The 16,945-nt window shown below is 71.6% G+C and carries 16 protein-coding genes; 9 read left to right on the top strand and 7 right to left on the bottom strand.

Features of this window, described 5'->3' with window-relative positions; translation table 11 throughout:
• Window positions 1-104 precede the first annotated feature (104 nt).
• The 5 genes from glmU (at window position 105) to WA762_RS30895 (ending at window position 4,881) form a co-directional block, all read left to right on the top strand.
• The gene (glmU, locus tag WA762_RS30915; protein WP_335940146.1) at window positions 105-1,553 is read left to right on the top strand and encodes a bifunctional UDP-N-acetylglucosamine diphosphorylase/glucosamine-1-phosphate N-acetyltransferase GlmU; all 1,449 of its coding nucleotides are present in this window, start codon (window positions 105-107) and stop codon (window positions 1,551-1,553) included.
• A gap of 120 nt (window positions 1,554-1,673) precedes the next feature.
• On the top strand, window positions 1,674-2,648 hold the full coding sequence (locus WA762_RS30910) for a ribose-phosphate diphosphokinase (RefSeq protein ID WP_335940145.1): 975 nt from the start codon (window positions 1,674-1,676) through the stop codon (window positions 2,646-2,648).
• A 203-nt stretch (window positions 2,649-2,851) separates the two neighbouring features.
• Entirely contained in the window at window positions 2,852-3,439 is a 588-nt protein-coding gene (locus WA762_RS30905; protein ID WP_335940144.1) for a 50S ribosomal protein L25/general stress protein Ctc, read from the top strand.
• A 148-nt stretch (window positions 3,440-3,587) separates the two neighbouring features.
• Window positions 3,588-4,181 (top strand): aminoacyl-tRNA hydrolase, encoded by a 594-nt coding sequence (gene pth / locus WA762_RS30900; protein ID WP_335940142.1) that lies wholly within the window; start codon window positions 3,588-3,590, stop codon window positions 4,179-4,181.
• Between the two features lie 229 nt (window positions 4,182-4,410).
• Window positions 4,411-4,881, top strand: a complete 471-nt coding sequence (locus WA762_RS30895; protein WP_335940140.1) for a hypothetical protein — start codon at window positions 4,411-4,413, stop codon at window positions 4,879-4,881.
• Window positions 4,882-5,019: 138 nt separating this feature from the next.
• Here WA762_RS30895 and ppc read toward each other — a convergent pair whose 3' ends face one another.
• Window positions 5,020-7,749: a phosphoenolpyruvate carboxylase gene (gene ppc, locus WA762_RS30890; RefSeq protein ID WP_335940138.1), complete on the bottom strand. Its 2,730-nt coding sequence runs from the start codon at window positions 7,747-7,749 to the stop codon at window positions 5,020-5,022.
• A gap of 340 nt (window positions 7,750-8,089) precedes the next feature.
• On the opposite strand from ppc, the gene WA762_RS30885 reads away from it, so the two are divergent.
• The 3 genes from WA762_RS30885 to WA762_RS30875 all read left to right on the top strand — a co-directional run bounded on the left by WA762_RS30885 (window position 8,090) and on the right by WA762_RS30875 (window position 10,514).
• Window positions 8,090-9,091 (top strand): acyl-CoA desaturase, encoded by a 1,002-nt coding sequence (locus WA762_RS30885; protein ID WP_335940136.1) that lies wholly within the window; start codon window positions 8,090-8,092, stop codon window positions 9,089-9,091.
• The gene (locus tag WA762_RS30880; protein WP_335940134.1) at window positions 9,088-9,774 is read left to right on the top strand and encodes a TetR/AcrR family transcriptional regulator; all 687 of its coding nucleotides are present in this window, start codon (window positions 9,088-9,090) and stop codon (window positions 9,772-9,774) included. The genes WA762_RS30885 and WA762_RS30880 overlap by 4 nt, the downstream gene beginning before the upstream one ends.
• A gap of 137 nt (window positions 9,775-9,911) precedes the next feature.
• Window positions 9,912-10,514: a Uma2 family endonuclease gene (locus WA762_RS30875; protein WP_335940171.1), complete on the top strand. Its 603-nt coding sequence runs from the start codon at window positions 9,912-9,914 to the stop codon at window positions 10,512-10,514.
• Between the two features lie 91 nt (window positions 10,515-10,605).
• Here the strand turns inward: WA762_RS30875 and WA762_RS30870 are convergent, their stop codons facing one another.
• The gene (locus WA762_RS30870; RefSeq protein ID WP_335940132.1) at window positions 10,606-10,974 is read right to left on the bottom strand and encodes a VOC family protein; all 369 of its coding nucleotides are present in this window, start codon (window positions 10,972-10,974) and stop codon (window positions 10,606-10,608) included.
• Window positions 10,971-11,783 carry a trans-aconitate 2-methyltransferase gene (locus tag WA762_RS30865; protein ID WP_335940130.1) on the bottom strand — a complete coding sequence of 271 codons (813 nt, stop codon included), beginning with the start codon at window positions 11,781-11,783 and terminating at the stop codon, window positions 10,971-10,973. The genes WA762_RS30870 and WA762_RS30865 overlap by 4 nt, the downstream gene beginning before the upstream one ends.
• Before the next feature lie 102 nt (window positions 11,784-11,885).
• On the opposite strand from WA762_RS30865, the gene WA762_RS30860 reads away from it, so the two are divergent.
• The gene (locus WA762_RS30860) at window positions 11,886-12,383 is read left to right on the top strand and encodes a MarR family winged helix-turn-helix transcriptional regulator (protein ID WP_335940128.1); all 498 of its coding nucleotides are present in this window, start codon (window positions 11,886-11,888) and stop codon (window positions 12,381-12,383) included.
• On the opposite strand, the gene WA762_RS30855 is transcribed toward WA762_RS30860, so the two are convergent.
• From WA762_RS30855 to galT, 4 genes are all read right to left on the bottom strand, one after another.
• A complete protein-coding gene (locus WA762_RS30855; protein ID WP_335940126.1) occupies window positions 12,342-13,145 on the bottom strand; it encodes a response regulator transcription factor in 804 nt (267 codons plus the stop codon). The genes WA762_RS30860 and WA762_RS30855 overlap by 42 nt on opposite strands.
• A gap of 478 nt (window positions 13,146-13,623) precedes the next feature.
• Window positions 13,624-14,886: a galactokinase gene (gene galK / locus WA762_RS30850; protein ID WP_335940124.1), complete on the bottom strand. Its 1,263-nt coding sequence runs from the start codon at window positions 14,884-14,886 to the stop codon at window positions 13,624-13,626.
• Window positions 14,883-15,863: a UDP-glucose 4-epimerase GalE gene (galE, locus tag WA762_RS30845; protein ID WP_335940122.1), complete on the bottom strand. Its 981-nt coding sequence runs from the start codon at window positions 15,861-15,863 to the stop codon at window positions 14,883-14,885. The genes galK and galE overlap by 4 nt, the downstream gene beginning before the upstream one ends.
• Window positions 15,860-16,903, bottom strand: a complete 1,044-nt coding sequence (gene galT / locus WA762_RS30840) for a galactose-1-phosphate uridylyltransferase (RefSeq protein WP_335940120.1) — start codon at window positions 16,901-16,903, stop codon at window positions 15,860-15,862. Before galT ends, galE begins: the two co-directional genes overlap by 4 nt.
• Window positions 16,904-16,945 lie beyond the last annotated feature (42 nt).

The following is a 16,945-nucleotide window of genomic DNA, read 5'->3' as shown; positions in this document are numbered from 1 at the left end:
ACGCATGTCCGCCCATCTGTCCGCCCACCCGTCCACCCGCCGACGCCCCACAGACCCCCCGGTATCCTTCGGATGTCCACCACCCGAAGCCGAAGGGCATTTCCGTGAGCTCCGAACGCCCGGCAGCCGTCGTCGTCCTCGCAGCGGGTGAGGGCACCCGCATGAAGTCGAAGACTCCCAAGGTCCTGCACAAGATCGCCGGGCGTTCGCTCGTCGGACACGTCGTCGCAGCCGCCCGCGCGCTGGACCCGGCCCACCTCGTCGTGGTCGTCGGCCACGAGAGCGAGCGGGTCACCGCGCACCTCACCGCCCTGGACGACCGGCTGCGCACCGCGTACCAGGCCCAGCAGCGGGGCACCGGCAACGCCGTGCGCGTCGGGCTCGACGAGCTGGGCGGGACCGTCGAGGGCACCGTGATCGTCGTCTGCGGCGACACCCCGCTGCTGTCCGGCGAGACGCTCGCCGCGCTCGCGGCGACGCACACCGCCGACGCCAACGCCGTCACCGTGCTGACCGCCGAGGTCCCCGACTCCACCGGCTACGGGCGGATCGTCCGCGACCCGGCCGACGGCGCGGTCACCGAGATCGTCGAGCACAAGGACGCGAGCGACGCCCAGCGGGCGATCCGGGAGATCAACTCCGGGGTGTTCGCCTTCGACGGCCGGCTGCTCACGGACGCGCTCGGCAAGGTCCGCACGGACAACAGCCAGGGCGAGGAGTACCTCACCGACGTGCTGTCCATCCTGCGGGAGGCCGGTCACCGGGTCGGCGCCTGCGTCGCCGGCGACCACCGCGAGATCCTCGGCATCAACAACCGCGTCCAGCTGGCCGAGGCGCGGCGGCTGCTGAACCAGCGGCTGCTGGAGCGGGCCATGACGGCCGGGGTGACCGTCGTCGACCCGGCGTCCACGCTGATCGACGTCACCGTCACCTACGAGCGGGACGTGATCGTGCACCCGGGCACCCAGCTGCTCGGCGCCACGCATCTCGCGGAGGACTCCGAGGTCGGCCCGAACTCCCGGATCAAGGACACCCGCGTGGGCCCGGGCGCGCGCGTGGACAACACGGTCTCGGACGGGGCGGTGATCGGCGAGGGCGCGACGGTCGGCCCGTACGCGTATCTGCGGCCGGGCACGAACCTCGGGACGAAGGCCAAGGCCGGCACGTACGTCGAGATGAAGAACGCCGTGATCGGCGAGGGCACCAAGGTTCCGCATCTGAGCTACGTCGGCGACGCGACGATCGGCGACCACACCAACATCGGCGCCGCGAGCGTGTTCGTGAACTACGACGGTGTGGCCAAGCACCACACCACGATCGGCTCCCACTGCCGTACCGGTTCGGACAATATGTTTGTGGCTCCCGTCACGGTCGGGGACGGCGTCTACACCGCGGCGGGCTCGGTCATCACCAAGGACGTGCCGCCGGGCTCGCTGGCCGTCGCCCGTGGCCAGCAAAGGAATATCGAGGGTTGGGTGGCCCGTAAGCGTCCCGGGAGCGCCGCCGCGCAGGCGGCCCAGTCGGCTGCGGCGGAGCACGAGGGCGAAAGCTGACCGGAAACAGGTACGCCGTGCACGGCGTAACGTGATAGGTGCTCACCCCATTTCGGCTGGCTCGTCGCACATCGGGACACATGCGCGCGGTGCCAGGAACACGTCTGAGGAGACTGTGCTGTGACCGGGATCAAGACGACCGGCGAGAAGAAACTGATGCTCTTCTCCGGCCGCGCCCACCCCGAGCTTGCCGAGGAGGTCGCACACCAGCTGGGTGTCGGTCTCGTGCCGACGAAGGCCTTCGATTTCGCCAACGGTGAGATCTACGTCCGCTTCCAGGAGTCCGCCCGCGGCGCCGACTGCTTCCTGATCCAGAGCCACACCGCCCCGATCAACAAGTGGATCATGGAGCAGCTGATCATGCTGGACGCGCTGAAGCGCGCGTCGGCCCGCTCCATCACGGTGATCGTGCCGTTCTACGGCTACGCCCGGCAGGACAAGAAGCACCGTGGCCGTGAGCCGATCTCGGCGCGGCTGATCGCGGATCTGATGAAGACGGCGGGCGCCGACCGGATTCTCACCGTGGATCTGCACACGGACCAGATCCAGGGCTTCTTCGACGGCCCGGTGGACCACCTGTTCGCGCTGCCGATCCTGGCGGACTACGTCGGCGCGAAGGTGGACCGTTCGAAGCTGACGGTGGTCTCGCCGGACGCGGGCCGGGTGCGGGTCGCGGACCGCTGGTGCGACCGGCTGGACGCGCCGCTGGCGATCGTGCACAAGCGTCGTGACAAGGACGTCGCCAACCAGGTGACGGTCCACGAGGTGGTCGGCAATGTGAAGGGCCGGGTCTGTGTCCTGGTCGACGACATGATCGACACCGGTGGCACGATCTGCGCCGCGGCCGACGCGCTGTTCGCGCACGGCGCCGAGGACGTCATAGTGACGGCGACGCACGGTGTGCTGTCGGGTCCGGCCGCGGACCGGCTGAAGAACTCCAAGGTGAGCGAGTTCGTCTTCACGGACACGCTGCCGACGCCGGGTGAGCTGGAGCTGGACAAGATCACGGTGCTGTCGATCGCGCCGACGATCGCGCGCGCGGTGCGCGAGGTGTTCGAGGACGGTTCGGTCACCAGCCTCTTCGAGGAGCAGTAGTCCGGTGGTGTGACGCGACGGATCCGCTTCGCGGTAGATCCACTTTGGGGTGCGGCCTCCGCGCCGGGTAGACTCGACGAGTTGCTCGGCGAGGGAGGCCGTACTCGTGTGTACGGCGGTCCGTTATCGACGCGCTCTTCGTAGCAGGCCTGTCGTGGGCCGGGTGACCGTCCGAGTGTTGTCATCCTACGAGGAGTGCAGTCATGGCTGAGGTCAAGCTCGCCGCCCAGGCCCGTACCGAGTTCGGCAAGGGCGCCGCCCGTCGGGCCCGTCGTGCGGGTCAGGTTCCCGCGGTCGTCTACGGTCACGGTGCCGAGCCGGTTCACATCACGCTGCCGGGCCACGCCCTGATGATGGCGCTCAAGACCCCGAACGTGCTGATCGGTCTGGAGCTGGAGGGCAAGGACGCCCTGGTCATCCCGAAGGCCGTGCAGCGCGACCCGCTGAAGGGCTTCCTGGAGCACGTCGACCTGCTGACGGTCAAGCGCGGCGAGAAGGTCAACGTCGAGGTCGCGGTGCACGTCGAGGGCGACCTGGCCCCGGGCGGCAACCTGCTGGAGTACGTGCAGAACACCCTGCTGGTCGAGGCCGAGGCCACCCACATCCCCGAGTCCGTCACGGTCTCGATCGCGGGTCTGGACGCGGGTGCGTCCGTCCACGCCAAGGACATCCCGCTGCCCAAGGGTTCCGTGCTGGCCGGTGACGAGGACGCCATCGTGCTGCAGGTCGTGGCCGCGCAGGCCGAGGAGCCGGCCGCCGAGGGTGCTGGGGAAGAGGGCGCCGAGGCCTGAGCCTCGTCCGTAGCGCTTCACTGACGGGGCGGCGGTTCCGGTGTCCGGGATCCGCCGCCCCGTTTTTCTGTTGATTTCTGCTGATTTCTGCTGATCGAGGCCGTCCGGGGTGTCCGGGGCCGTCCGTATGCGAGGAGACCGAGCGCAGATGTCCGACGTCACCGCCCCCTGGCTCGTCGTGGGGCTGGGCAATCCGGGGCCGGAGTACGCGGCGAACCGGCACAACGTGGGGTTCATGGTCGTCGATCTGCTCGCCGAGCGGATCGGCGGGAAGTTCAAGCGGGCGCAGAAGGCGCAGGCGCAGGTGGTGGAGGGCCGGATGGGTCCGCCCGGGCCGTCGAGCCGGCGGGTGGTGCTGGCGAAGCCGATGTCGTTCATGAATCTGTCCGGTGGTCCGGTGTCGGCGCTGTGCGACTTCTACAAGGTGCCGGCGGAGCGGGTCGTGGCGGTCCATGACGAGCTGGACATCGACTATGGGACGCTGCGGCTGAAGCTGGGCGGCGGCGACAACGGGCACAACGGGCTGAAGTCGATGACGAAGTCGTTGGGTGCGGGCTATCACCGGGTGCGGTTCGGGATCGGCCGGCCGCCGGGGCGGATGCCGGTGGCGGATTTCGTGCTGAAGGACTTCTCGTCGGCGGAGCGCAAGGAGCTGGCGTACTTCGTGGACCGGGCGGCGGACTCGGTGGAGTGTCTGCTGGCGGAGGGGCTGGAGCGGGCACAGGGCGCGTACAACTCCTGAGCTCGGGCGGTACGGGCTCCCGGGCCCTGTCCGCGGCTCCGGGGGCCGGGCGGCCGGGGCGCGGCTTCGGGGGCCGGGCGGCCGGGGCGCGGCTTCGGGGGCCGGGCGGCCGGGGCGCGGCTTCGGGGGCCGGGCGGCCGGGGCGCGACTGTGGACATTTCGGCTGGTATGGCGGTGGTTTTCGGTCTTGAGTTGACCGGCGCGCCGGTCTGTCCAAGGATCGCTCCCCATGAAGCGGAGCTCCTCCCACCGCGCCCTGGTCCATGCCCGTACGGCTGCCATGGGCTGTGTGGTGCTGTTGCTGCTCGTCGCGGGGGTGCGGTCCTCGTGGGACGCGGCGCAGCACGTCGTGCTGTCCAAGGGGCGTGAGCACGGGTCGATGACTGTGACGGGGTGTGGTGCGGAGGTGTGCACGGGGCCGTTCGTGCCGTCGGGGGAGGCGGTGGGGCGGGCCCGGGTGTCGGTCGAGAAGTCGGTCGGGGCGCGGCGTGGTGATCGTTTTCCGGTGGTGGTGCGGCCGGGGACGGATGAGGTGGTGCGTGCGGGGGTGCCGGGTTTTCTGCTGGCGTGGGTGCCGTTGGGCGGTGCGTTGTTGTTGGCGGCGTTGGTGATCGGTGGGGGGATGCGGTTGTCGCGGGTGGCGTGGGGGACGGGGATCGCGGGGGTGGTTCTGTTGGTGTCGGTGTTCTTCGCGTTGTGACGGGGTGACGCGATGTCGATGGTGTGACGCCGCGGCAGCGCCGTGTGGTCGTGGCGCTGCCGCGGTGTGTTGTGTCGTGGGTTGTGCGGTTGTGGGTTGTGTCGGGGTGGCGGGGCCTGCCCCGGGTGGGGGTGTCGGTCAGCCGGTGTTGCGGAGGCCGGCGGCGACTCCGTTGACGGTGAGGAGCAGGGCGCGGGCGAGCAGGGGGTCGGGGTCCTCGCCGCGTGCGGCGGCTTCGCGCTGGCGGGCCAGCAGGGAGACCTGGAGGTAGGAGATGGGGTCGAGGTAGGCGTCGCGGATGGCGAAGGTCTGCTGGAGGACCGGGCTGGTGCCGAGGAGTTCGGAGGCGCCGGTGACCTTGAGGACTTCCTGGACGGTGAGGGCGTGTTCGGCCTCGATGGTGTCGAAGACGTGCTTGAGCTCGTCGGGGACGAGGGTGTCGACGTAGTGGCGGGCGATGCGCAGGTCGGTCTTGGCGAGGGTCATCTCGACGTTGGAGATGAAGTTGCGGAAGAAGTGCCAGTGTTCGTGCATTTCGTCGAGGACGGTGTCGAGGCCGGCTTCGCGCAGGGCCTTGAGGCCGGAGCCGACGCCGTACCAGCCGGGGACGATCTGGCGGGACTGGGTCCAGCCGAAGACCCAGGGGATGGCGCGGAGTCCGTCGAGTCCGGCGCCGGAGTCGGGGCGGCGGGAGGGGCGTGAGCCGAGGTGGAGTTCGGCGAGCTGGTCGACGGGGGTGGAGGCGAAGAAGTAGGCGGGGAGGTCGGGGTCCTCGACGAGGGTGCGGTAGGCGGCGTGGGCGGCGTCGGAGACGGTGTCCATGGCCGCGTCCCAGCGGGCGAGGGCTTCGTCGGACTGGCGGGGCGAGGTGTGCAGGGCGGATGCCTGGAGGGTGGCCGCGACGGTCAGTTCGAGGTTCTCGCGGGCGAGGGCCGGGATGAGGTACTTGTCGGAGATGACCTCGCCCTGTTCGGTGACCTTGATCTCGCCTTCGAGGGTGCCCCAGGGCTGGGCGAGGATGGCGTCGTGGGAGGGGCCGCCGCCGCGGCCGACGGTGCCGCCGCGGCCGTGGAAGAGGCGGAGGCGTACGCCGTAGCGGTGGGCGACGTCGCGGAGGCGGCGCTGGGCGCGGTGGATCTCCCACTGGGAGGTGGTGATGCCGCCGAACTTGGAGGAGTCGGAGTAGCCGAGCATGACCTCCTGGACGTCGCCGCGGAGGGAGACGAGGCGGCGGTAGGAGGGGTCGGCGAGCATGTCGTCGAGGATGACGTCGGCGGCGCGGAGTTCGTCGGTGGTCTCCAGGAGGGGGACGATGCCGATCTTGGCCCAGCCGGCGTGGAGGTCGAGGAGTCCGGCTTCGCGGGCGAGGACGGCGGCGGCGAAGACGTCGTCGGCGCCCTGGCACATGGAGATGATGTAGGACTCGATGACTTCGGGGCCGAAGCGTTCGAAGGCTTCCTTGACGGTGTGGAAGACGCCGAGGGTCTTCTGTCCGGCGGCGTCGAGGGGGGCTGGGGTGGGGGCGAGGGGGCGGCGGGAGCGGAGTTCCTTGGCGAGGAGCTTCTGCCGGTATTCGCGGGGCATGTCGGCGTAGCGCCAGGATTCCTCGCCGAGCCGGTCGAAGAGCTGGCCGAGGGCGTGGTGGTGGGCGTCGGCGTGTTCGCGGACGTCGAGGGTGGCGAGTTGGAGGCCGAAGGCGGCGAGGGTGCGGATGGTGCGGTCCATGCGGCCGTCGGCGAAGAGTCCGCCGCGGTGTTCGCGCAGGGAGGTCTGGATGAGCGCGAGGTCGGCGAGGAGGTCGGCGGTGCCGAGGTAGTCGCAGCCGGGGCGGTGGGGGGTGCCGCCGGCGAGGCGTTCGCGGGTGTTGAGGAGCTTCTGGCGGATGCAGGTGGCCTTGAGCCGGTAGGGCTCCTCGGCGTTGAGGCGCTTGTAGCGGGGGCTGATCTCGGGGAGGCGTTCGAGGTCGGTCTGGAGGGAGGTGAGGAGTTCGTCGGTGGCGCCGGTGTAGCGGATGGAGTTGGAGAGCTGGGCGCGCAGGTGGTCGATGAGTTCGAGGGCGTCGGTGATGCCGTGTTCGTGCTGGAGGATCAGGACGTCGCGGGTGACGTCGGGGGTGACGTTGGGGTTGCCGTCGCGGTCGCCGCCGATCCAGGTGCCGAAGGTGAGGGGGCGGGTGCCGGCGGGGAGTTCGACGCCGACGCGTTCGAGTTCGGCGGCGAGGTCCTCCAGTACGTCGCCGACGGCGCCGGTGTGGAGTTCGTCGAGGTAGTAGATGGCGTTGCGGGCCTCGTCGACGGGTTCGGGGCGGACGACGCGGAGTTCGTCGGTCTGCCAGATGAGGTCGATGTTCTCGGCGAGGCGGAGGTCCTGGCGGCGCCGGTCGGCGTCGATGACGGGGGTTTCGAGGAGTTCGGCGATGCGGCGGAGCTTGTTGAGGACGGAGCGGCGGGCGGCTTCGGTGGGGTGGGCGGTGAAGACGGGCCGCACGTTGAGGTTCTTGACGGTCTCGCGCAGGTGCTGCGGGTCGGCGTCCTTGAGGCGGTCGGCGGTGCGGGCGAGGACTCCGCCCTCGGCGGCGCGCCGGTCGCGCATCTCGCGGGCGCGGTGGACCTGCTCGGTGACGTTGGCGAGGTGGAAGTAGGTGGAGAAGGCCCGGACGAGGCGGGCGGCGGTCTCCAGGTCGGTGTCGCCGAGGAGGGCGGCGGCGGCCTCGCCGTCGGTGCGGGTCAGGGCGCGGACCTGTTCGACGAGGTCGAGGAGTTCCCGGCCCTCCTGGCGTACGAGGGTCTCGCCCAGCAGGTCGCCGAGGCGGCGGATGTCGGCGCGCAGCTCGGGGCTGGCGGCGGGGGTCTGGTCGGCACTGCTCACAGTGTGCGGCTCCTTGCAGTGAATGAGGAGGTGCGTCGCGTTGCGGTTCCCCCACGTGGGTGGTGGCGGGAGGCACGCGGGCACGGGGTCTCCGGGGCCGCGGCCGGCAGCGGTGCCGGCGCCACCCGGGAATGCGGAGTGCGGACCGCGCTGTCCGACTCCACCAGGATAGGTGTCCGGGCCGTCGGCATCGCTGGCGGCCCGTTCGGGTTTTCCCCGGCCGCGTGGCCCGTCGCGCTCTCGTGCGGCGGGTCTTCGCGCTGCCATACTTACGTGACCGTAGGTTACGGAACCGTAGCCAGGACTGTCCGTCGTATTTCTCATCCCCAGGGGACTCGTCATGAACACCAGCCCCGCCGTGATCGACGACGCGGATCCGTCGTCGGCCGGTGATCAGGTCCTTCCGTCCGGCACGCTGGGCGGGGACAGCAAGCGGTCGGTCGAGCAGATCGCTCTTCTGCTGTTCATCGTGGTGCCGTTCGCGGCTCTGGTGGCGGCGGTGCCGGTGGCCTGGGGGTGGGGGGTGAGCTGGCTGGATCTGGGGCTGCTGGTGGCGATGTACTTCATCGGGTGTCATGGCATCACGGTCGGTTTCCACCGCCATTTCACGCATGGTTCGTTCAAGGCGCGGCGTCCGTTGCGGATCGCGCTGGCGGTGGCGGGTTCGCTGGCGGTGGAGGGGCCGTTGGTGCGGTGGGTGGCGGATCATCGCAGGCATCATCGGTTCTCGGACGCGGAGGGCGATCCGCATTCGCCGTGGCGGTTCGGCGAGTCGTTGTCGGCGCTGCTGAAGGGGCTGTGGTGGGCGCATATCGGCTGGATGTTCGACGCCGAGCAGACGCCGCAGCAGAAGTACGCGCCCGATCTGATCAAGGATCCGGCGATGCGCGCGGTGTCCCGTCACTTCGTCACGTTCACGGTGGTGTCGCTGGCCGTTCCGCCGCTGGTGGGCGGTCTGGTGACGATGTCGTGGTGGGGTGCGGCGACCGCTTTCCTGTGGGGGTCGCTCGTGCGGGTGGCGCTGTTGCACCATGTGACGTGGTCGATCAACTCGATCTGTCACGCGGTGGGGAAGCGGCCTTTCCGGTCGCGTGACCGGTCGGGGAACGTGTGGTGGCTGGCGGTGCTGTCCTGCGGGGAGTCGTGGCACAACCTGCATCACGCGGATCCGACGAGCGCGCGGCACGGGGTGGAGCGGGGGCAGGTGGATTCGAGTGCCCGGCTGATCCGCTGGTTCGAGCGGCTGGGGTGGGCGTACGACGTGCGGTGGCCGGACTCGGCCCGGATCGCGTCCCGGCGTATCGGTGCCCGCCGCGACCCGGCACGCGGCGACGCGGCATGATTGACGACGTGGCGACCGACTCCAGTACCAGCAGCGAGAACAACCGTTCCTCCTCGGGCCGGCGGGCCCGCCGGGTCAGGATGACCGGGAAGGAGCGTCGTGAGCAGTTGCTGGACATCGGTCGCACGCTCTTCGCCGACAAGGGCTTCGAGGGCACCTCGGTGGAGGAGATCGCGTCCCGTGCGGGGGTCTCGAAGCCGGTGGTGTACGAGCACTTCGGCGGCAAGGAGGGGCTGTACGCGGTGGTCGTGGACCGGGAGATGCGCCGTCTCCTCGACATGGTGACGGGTGCGCTGACGGCCGGGCATCCGCGTGAGCTGCTGGAGCAGGCGGCGTTCGCGCTGCTCGACTACATCGAGACGTACACGGACGGGTTCCGCATCCTGGTCCGCGACTCCCCCGTCGCCCAGTCGACGGGGACGTTCGCGTCGCTGATCAGTGACATCGCCACGCAGGTGGAGGACATCCTGGGCCTGGAGTTCAAGGCCCGCGGCTTCGATCCGAAGCTGGCTCCGCTGTACGCGCAGGCGCTGGTCGGCATGGTCGCGCTGACCGGTCAGTGGTGGGTGAACGCGCGCAAGCCGAAGAAGGCGGAGGTCGCGGCCCATCTGGTGAACCTGGCCTGGCACGGTCTGGAGAACCTGGAGTCGAAGCCCCGGCTGATAGGACACCGCAAGAGCTGAACGGGGCGCGGCCGCGGGGGCGGGCCGTGCTCGTCCGTCAGCCGCGACGCACCGTGATCACTCGTCCTGATGACGGAGGGGGGAACCGGCCCGTACCGTGGTTCACAGGGCCGAGAATCCCGTCCATGGGAGGAACCATGACCGCCGAGCCGATCACCGGGCACAGCAGCCGCTGGCCGGTGCCGCCCCAGGACGGATACACGGTGGACGACCTGTTCGCCTTGCCCGATCTCCCGCCGCACACCGAGCTGATCGACGGGAGCCTGGTCTTCGTGAGTCCGCAGCGGCGTTTCCACGCCAAGATGATCGACCTCCTGGTGAACGGGCTGCGCAGCACGGTGCCGGGCGAGCTGAAGATCGAACGCGAGATGACGGTGGTCCTCGACCATCGCAACGGCCCCGAGCCGGACGTCTCCGTCGTCCATGAGGACGCTCTGACGGGTTTCGAGCAGACTCGTTTCCAGGCGGCCGACGTCCTGCTCGCCGTCGAGGTGGTCTCGCCCGACTCCGAGGCCCGCGACCGGGACGCCAAGCCGCAGAAGTACGCGGCGGCCGGCATTCCGAACTTCTGGCTGGTGGATGTGGCGGGCACCGATCAGCACCCGGTGGTGCGGGTCTACGAGCTGGATCCGGTGTCGAAGGCGTACGCCCTGACGGGGATCCACCACGACCGGCTGAAGACGCACGTCCCGTTTCCGATCGACGTCGACATCACGCTGGAAGCGCTGAAGGAGCTCTGACGCGCCCGGCGCGTCAGCCCTTCACCGGCCCGTCGGCCCCGCCCCCACCGGGCCGCTTCGGTCGGGCGCGTTTCCGTCGGATCCGTTTCCGTCAGCTCGTTTCCGTCGGCTCCAGGAACTCCAGGCGGTTGCCCACCGGGTCGTGGCTGAAGAAGCGCCGGTGTCCGGGCAGGGAGTCGTCCCAGCTCACCTCCGCGCCGTGCGCCCGGAGCCGGGCGGCGTAGTCCTCGATGCCGGTGACGCGCAGGCCGGGGTGGGCCTTGCGGGCCGGGCGGAAGTCCTTCTCGATGCCGAGGTGGAGCTGGACGGGACCCGTCTGGAACCAGCAGCCGCCGCGGGCCGCGAGCGCCGGGGGTTTGGGGATCTCCGTCAGGCCGAGGGCGTCCGCGTAGTACGCGCGCAGCGCGTCCTCGGAGCCGGCGGGGGCGGCCAGCTGGACGTGGTCGAGGGCGTTGATCACCGGTTCTCCTTGTGGGCGACGGCGAAGATGCGGCGGAACGGCAGGACCGTGCCGTGCGGGCCGGCCGGGTAGGCGGTGCGCAGCAGGTCGCGGTAGGCGGCGAGGAACTCCTCGCGGGCCCCGGGGTCGTCGTCGAGGGCGGTCAGGACGGGGCGCAGGCCGGTGCCCTTCATCCAGTCGAGCACCGGGTCCTCGCCGGTCAGCAGGTGCAGGTAGGTGGTCTCCCAGACGTCGGCCGTGACGCCGGGGCCGGTCAGGGTGTCGAGGTAGACGGCGGGTTCGGGCACGGCGTCGGCGTGGCGCAGCACTCCGCCGAGGCGGTCGCGCCAGCGCGGGGAACCGGTCAGTTCCCGCATCAGGACGTGGGTGGGCTGGTCGAAGTTGCCGGGGACCTGGAGGGCGAGCGTGCCGCCGGGGGTGAGGGCGTCCAGCCAGAGGGGGAGGCGTGCGAGGTGGCCGGGGACCCATTGGAGCAGGGCGTTGGAGACGATCACGTCGTACGGCTCTGCGGGGGTCCAGGTCGTGGCGTCGGCCTCGGCGAAGTCGAGCAGGGGTCCGGCGTGGGCGCGGGCCCGTTCCAACATCTGCGGGGAGTTGTCGTAGCCGGTGATGCGGGCGCGGGGCCAGCGGTCGGCGAGCAGGACGGTGACGTTTCCGGCGCCGCAGCCGAGGTCGGCGACGCGGGGCGCGGGGGTGGCGCCCGGGGCGGTGGGCGGCTCGGGGACGCGGGCCAGGAGGTCGTGGAAGGGGCGGGTGCGGTGGTCGGCGTGGCGCAGGTACTGCTGCGGATCCCAGAGGGGTGCGGTCATGCGGCCAGCATCGCGAAGAATTTACCTCGATGTCAAGATACTTCAACTCAAGACACTCGAACTCAAGAGACTTCATGTCGACAGATCCTCTACACTGAACCCATGGAGGACGAGGTCGACCGACTGGTCGCTGCATGGCGCCGCGAGCGCCCCGACCTCGACGTGGAACCGCTTGAGGTGCTGAGCCGCGTCTCCCGTCTGGCCCGCCATCTGGACCGGGCCCGCCGCATCGCGTTCTCCGAGCACGGCCTGGAGCCGTGGGAGTTCGACGTGCTGACGTCGCTGCGCCGGGCCGGCGCCCCCTATCAGCTCTCCCCCGGTCAGCTGCTCACCCAGACCCTGGTCACCTCGGGCACGATGACCAACCGGATCGACCGGCTGGCCAAGAAGAACCTCGTCGAGCGGCTGCCCGATCCGAACGACCGCCGGGGCGTGCTGGTCCGGCTCACCGCCGAGGGGCGCGACAAGGCCGACCAGTCGCTGGCCGGGCTGCTGGCCCAGGAGCGCGCCATCCTGGGCCGGCTCTCCACTCAGGAGCGCGGCGAACTGGCCGGGCTGCTACGCCAGTTGACCGCCCCGTTCGACAACGTCCCCGGGTAGCGGCGCTCCGGCCGGCTCCAGGTCGGCGGGACCGACGCCCGCCCGGCGCGCCAGCGCGACCGCGGCCAGGGTCGAATGCACGCCCAGCTTCCCCAGGACGTTCTGCATATGGGTGCGGACCGTGTGCGGGGAGAGGAAGAGGCGCTCCGCGACCGCCTTGCGTCCCAGCCCCGCCACCATGCAGCGCAGCACCTCGCGTTCGCGCGGGGTCAGCGACTCGACGAGCCGTTCGCTCTCGGTGCGGTGCTTGCGGGCGGCGGTCAGTTCGCGCAGGACGCCGGTGAGCAGGGCCGGGGGCAGGTGCGTCTCGTCGCGCAGCACCCCCCGTACGACGGTGAGCAGCCGTTGCAGCGAGCAGTCCTTGGCGACCCAGCCGGAGGCCCCCGCCTGGAGCGCCAGGGCGGCCCGGTGCGGGTCGTCCTTCTCGGCGAGCACCACCGTGCGCACGGACGGCCGGGCGGAGTGGACGCCCGCGACCAGCGAGATGCCGTCCACCGGCGGGTTCTCCCCGTTGCCGGGGACCGGCACGGGTGCGCGGCGGCCCCCGGAGGCCAGGGCGCCGAGTTCGGCGTCGACCAGCATCACGTCGTAGCCGCGCCCCTCGGCGGCGGCGCGCTCCAGGCACCGCAGCGCGGCGGGGCCGCTGCCGGCCGCCGACACCTCGACGTCGGGTTCGGCGGCCAGTGCCGCCGCGAGCGATTCCGCGAAAATGCGGTGGTCGTCCACCACGAGAACCCGGATACGGGCCACAGGCACCCCCATGCCGCCTCTGCTGCCGGGCCGGATCCCGGCCCTCCGAAGGAAGGGACGGAACGGCGCGGGTACGGCCGCCCGGACCGGGGAGTTGGAGCGCGGCCCCACGGCCGCCGCCGTGTGTGGACCGCCGCCCCGCCCCGGGCGCCGTACCCGACTGTCTCGTACCCCTGAATCGGCACCGGCCCCCACCGGTGCTCTGCATCAGGGTAAGGCCGGGCGACCGGCGCGGAAGGCGATTCCCGGAACTGGCCGACACCGGTCCCCCATCGGCCAATGGGGACCCGGCCGACGCCCACCGGGTTCCCGGCGGGTCCGGCCGGCCCGTGCACAGGCTGTGGACGACACCGGCCCGCGCACGGGCTTGGGCCTGGGCGCGGGCCTGGGCCGGAGCGCGGGCCTGGGCCGGAGCGCGGGCCTGGGCCGGGGGGCGGGCCGGAGCGCGGACCGGACCGGGGGCGGGAAGGATTCCCGGGCGGGCGAGGGGTCAGGCGAGGCGGCGGGCGCCCGCGGAGGGCACCGCGGGGAAGATCCTCGGTTCCGCGTACCCGGCGGAGGCGAACGCCGCGGTCACGGCCCCGGCCACGGCGTCCGCCCGCGCCTCGTCCACCAGGACGATCGCCGAGCCGCCGAAGCCGCCCCCGGTCATCCGCGCGCCGTGCGCCCCGGCCTCGCCCGCCGCCGACACCACCAGGTCCAGTTCCGGGCAGGAGACCCGCAGATCGTCCCGGAGCGAGGCGTGCCCGGCGTCGAGGACCGGGCCCGCCGCGCGGACCTCGCCCGCGTCGAGCAGCGCGATGACCTGCTCCACCCGGTGGTTCTCGCTCACCACATGGCGGACGCAGCGCACCACCGACTCGTCCGCCCCGGCGGCGGACAGGGTCTCCAGCGCGGCCGCGAGGCCCTCGTACGGCAGTTCGCGCAGGGTGCGCAGGCCGAGCGCGGCGGCCCCCGCCTCGCAGCCGACCCGCCGTTGCGCGTACGCGCCGTCGCCCAGCGCGTGCTTGACCCGGGTGTCGACGACCAGCAGCCGCAGCCCGTGCGCGGCCAGGTCGAACGGGACCTGGCGCTGGCCGAGGTCGCGGGTGTCGAGGTACAGGGCGTGGCCGTCCGTGCAGCAGGCGGAGGCCATCTGGTCCATGATCCCGCACGGCACGCCGACGAAGTCGTTCTCCGCGCGCTGCCCGAGGAGCGCCAGCTCGGACGCGGTGAGCCCGAGGCCGAAGAGGTCGTTCAGGGCGAGCGCGGTGACGACCTCCAGGGCGGCGGAGGAGGACAGCCCGGCGCCGGTGGGCACGGTGGAGGCGAGGTGGACGTCCGCCCCGGTGACCGGGTGGCCGGCCGCGCGCAGCGCCCAGACGACCCCGGCCGGGTAGGCGGCCCAGCCGTGCCCCTGGCGCGGGGCCAGTTCGTCGATCCGGAGCCGTATCACCCCGTCGGGGACGTCGGCCGAGTGGAGCCGCAGTTCGCCGTCGGTGCGGCGGGCCACGGCGGCGCGCGCGGTGTGCGGCAGGGCGAGCGGCATCACGAAGCCGTCGTTGAAGTCGGTGTACTCGCCGATCAGATTGACCCGGCCGGGCGCCGCCCAGACGCCCTCGGGGGCGCGGCCGTACAGCTCGGTGAAGGCGTCGGCCGGGTCGGCGGGGAGGACGGCGGCGGGCCGCTGGGCCGCCTCGGCGGGAGCCCCGGCCGCCCCGTCGGCGGGGGCCGCCGAGGTACGGGCTTCGCCGGGCGCGCTGTGCACGGTCATGGGGCGGTGTGTTCCTCTCGGCGGGCGAACGTCCAGGCGTCGGAGACGATTCCGGCCAGGTCGGAGCGGGTCGGCGTCCAGCCGAGCCGTTCCCTGGCGGTGGCGGCGGAGGCGACCAGCACGGCGGGGTCGCCGGCCCGGCGCGGGCCCGCGGTCTCGGGGACCGGGTGGCCGGTGACCTCGCGGACGGTCTCGATGACCTCGCGCACCGAGAAGCCGTTGCCGTTGCCGAGGTTGCAGATCAGGTGCTCGCCCGGCACGGCCGCGCCCAGGGCGAGGAGATGCGCCTGGGCCAGGTCCGCGACGTGGATGTAGTCGCGGACGCAGGTGCCGTCGGGGGTCGGGTAGTCGTCGCCGTACACGGCGATGGACTCCCGCCTGCCGAGGGCGACCTGGAGGACGAGGGGGATGAGGTGCGACTCGGGGCTGTGCCGCTCGCCGCAACCGCCGTACGCGCCCGCCACGTTGAAGTAGCGCAGCGAGACCGCCGCCAGTCCGTGCGCGGCCGCCTCGCCGCTGATCATGTGGTCGACGGCGAGCTTGGTGGCGCCGTAGGGGCTGGTGGGCGCGGTGGCGTCGGACTCGGTGATGGGGGTGGCGGCCGGTTCGCCGTAGGTCGCGGCGGTGGAGGAGAACACCAGGGTCCGCACCCCGGCGTCCCGCATCGCGGCCAGCAGCGCCATGGAGCCGCCGACGTTGTTCACCCAGTACTTCTCCGGGTCGGCGACGGACTCCCCGACCTGCGAGAAGGCGGCGAAGTGCAGCACCCCGTCGTAGGAGGGGTCCAGCCACTTCGCGGCGTCCTGGATCCGGCCCTCGATGAACTCGGCCCCCTCGGGGACGCCCTCCCGGAACCCGGTCGAGAGGTCGTCGAGGACGGTGACCGCGTGACCGGCCTCCAGCAGATGCTGGGCGACCACACTGCCGACGTACCCCGCACCGCCGGTGACCAGGTACTTCTTCTGCGGCTTGCTCACGCGCTCGCTACCTCTCGCAGTCGCTGGGCCGCGGCCTCCGGCGGCACGTCGTTGATGAACACGTTCATGCCGGATTCCGAACCCGCCAGGAACTTCAGCTTGCCGGAGGTGCGCCGGATGGTGAAAAGCTCCAGGTGAAGTCCGAAGTCCTCCCTGCCGGGGGCCTCGAACGGAGCCTGGTGCCAGGCCGAGATGTACGGGGTCGGCGGCTCGCCGGGGCCGAAGATCCGGTCCAAGCGCCGCAGGAGTTCCAGGTAGAGGCGCGGGAACTCCGCGCGCGCCGCGTCGTCCAGCTCCCGCAGGTCGGGGACGCGACGGCGGGGGTGGAGGTGCACCTCGTACGGCCAGTGGGCCGCGTACGGCACGAAGGCGATCCAGTGCTCACCGGAGAGGACGACCCGCGTGCCGTCGGCCTCCTCGCGGGCCACCACGTCCTCGAAGAGGTTGCGGCCGGTGGCGGCGCGGTGGGCGGCCGTCGAACGGAGCATCAGTTCGGTGCGGGGGGTGACGAAGGGGTACCCGTAGATCTGCCCGTGCGGATGGCCGAGCGTGACACCGATCTCGGCGCCCCGGTTCTCGAAGCAGAAGACCTGCTCGACCTGGGGAAGCCGGGCGAGTTCGGCGGTGCGGTCGGTCCATGCGGCCAGCACCAGGGCGGCCTGCTCCTCGGCGAGGTCCTTGAACGAGGCGTCGTGGTCGGCGGTGAAGCAGACCACCTCGCAGCGCCCGGAGTCGCCGGCGAGCGAGGGGAAGCGGTTCTCGAAGACGGCGACCTCGTAGTCCGCCTCGGGGATCTCGCTGAGCCGGCCGTCCCGCGAGGGGCAGAGCGGGCATTCGTCGGCCGGCGGGTGGTACGTGCGGCCCTGCCGGTGCGAGGCGATGGCCACGCTGTCGCCGAGGAACGGATCCCGGCGGATCTCCGACGAGGTCGAGACGGCGCCGAGGGGCCGCCGGTCGACGGCGTCGCGCACGGCGTCGTCGCGGCGGTCGTAGTAGAGCAGCTCCCGGCCGTCGGCGAGCGTCGTTGCCGTCTTCTTCACCAGACTCCTCCAAACACAATCGAACACAATGAACCACAACTC

Source organism: Streptomyces tyrfis (genome assembly GCF_037034285.1).
GTDB lineage: Bacteria > Actinomycetota > Actinomycetes > Streptomycetales > Streptomycetaceae > Streptomyces.
Note: the sequence above shows the minus strand (reverse complement) of the source record. Positions and strands in the feature narration are given on the sequence as shown.

Coding starts and splice junctions, on each gene's coding strand:
- WA762_RS30905 (WP_335940144.1), top strand. CDS start 2,852: ATGGCTGAGGTCAAGCTCGCCGCCCAGGCCCGTACCGAGTTCGGCAAG.
- pth (WP_335940142.1), top strand. CDS start 3,588: ATGTCCGACGTCACCGCCCCCTGGCTCGTCGTGGGGCTGGGCAATCCG.
- WA762_RS30895 (WP_335940140.1), top strand. CDS start 4,411: ATGAAGCGGAGCTCCTCCCACCGCGCCCTGGTCCATGCCCGTACGGCT.
- WA762_RS30885 (WP_335940136.1), top strand. CDS start 8,090: ATGAACACCAGCCCCGCCGTGATCGACGACGCGGATCCGTCGTCGGCC.
- WA762_RS30880 (WP_335940134.1), top strand. CDS start 9,088: ATGATTGACGACGTGGCGACCGACTCCAGTACCAGCAGCGAGAACAAC.
- WA762_RS30875 (WP_335940171.1), top strand. CDS start 9,912: ATGACCGCCGAGCCGATCACCGGGCACAGCAGCCGCTGGCCGGTGCCG.
- WA762_RS30865 (WP_335940130.1), bottom strand. CDS start 11,783: ATGACCGCACCCCTCTGGGATCCGCAGCAGTACCTGCGCCACGCCGAC.
- WA762_RS30860 (WP_335940128.1), top strand. CDS start 11,886: ATGGAGGACGAGGTCGACCGACTGGTCGCTGCATGGCGCCGCGAGCGC.
- WA762_RS30855 (WP_335940126.1), bottom strand. CDS start 13,145: ATGGGGGTGCCTGTGGCCCGTATCCGGGTTCTCGTGGTGGACGACCAC.
- galK (WP_335940124.1), bottom strand. CDS start 14,886: ATGACCGTGCACAGCGCGCCCGGCGAAGCCCGTACCTCGGCGGCCCCC.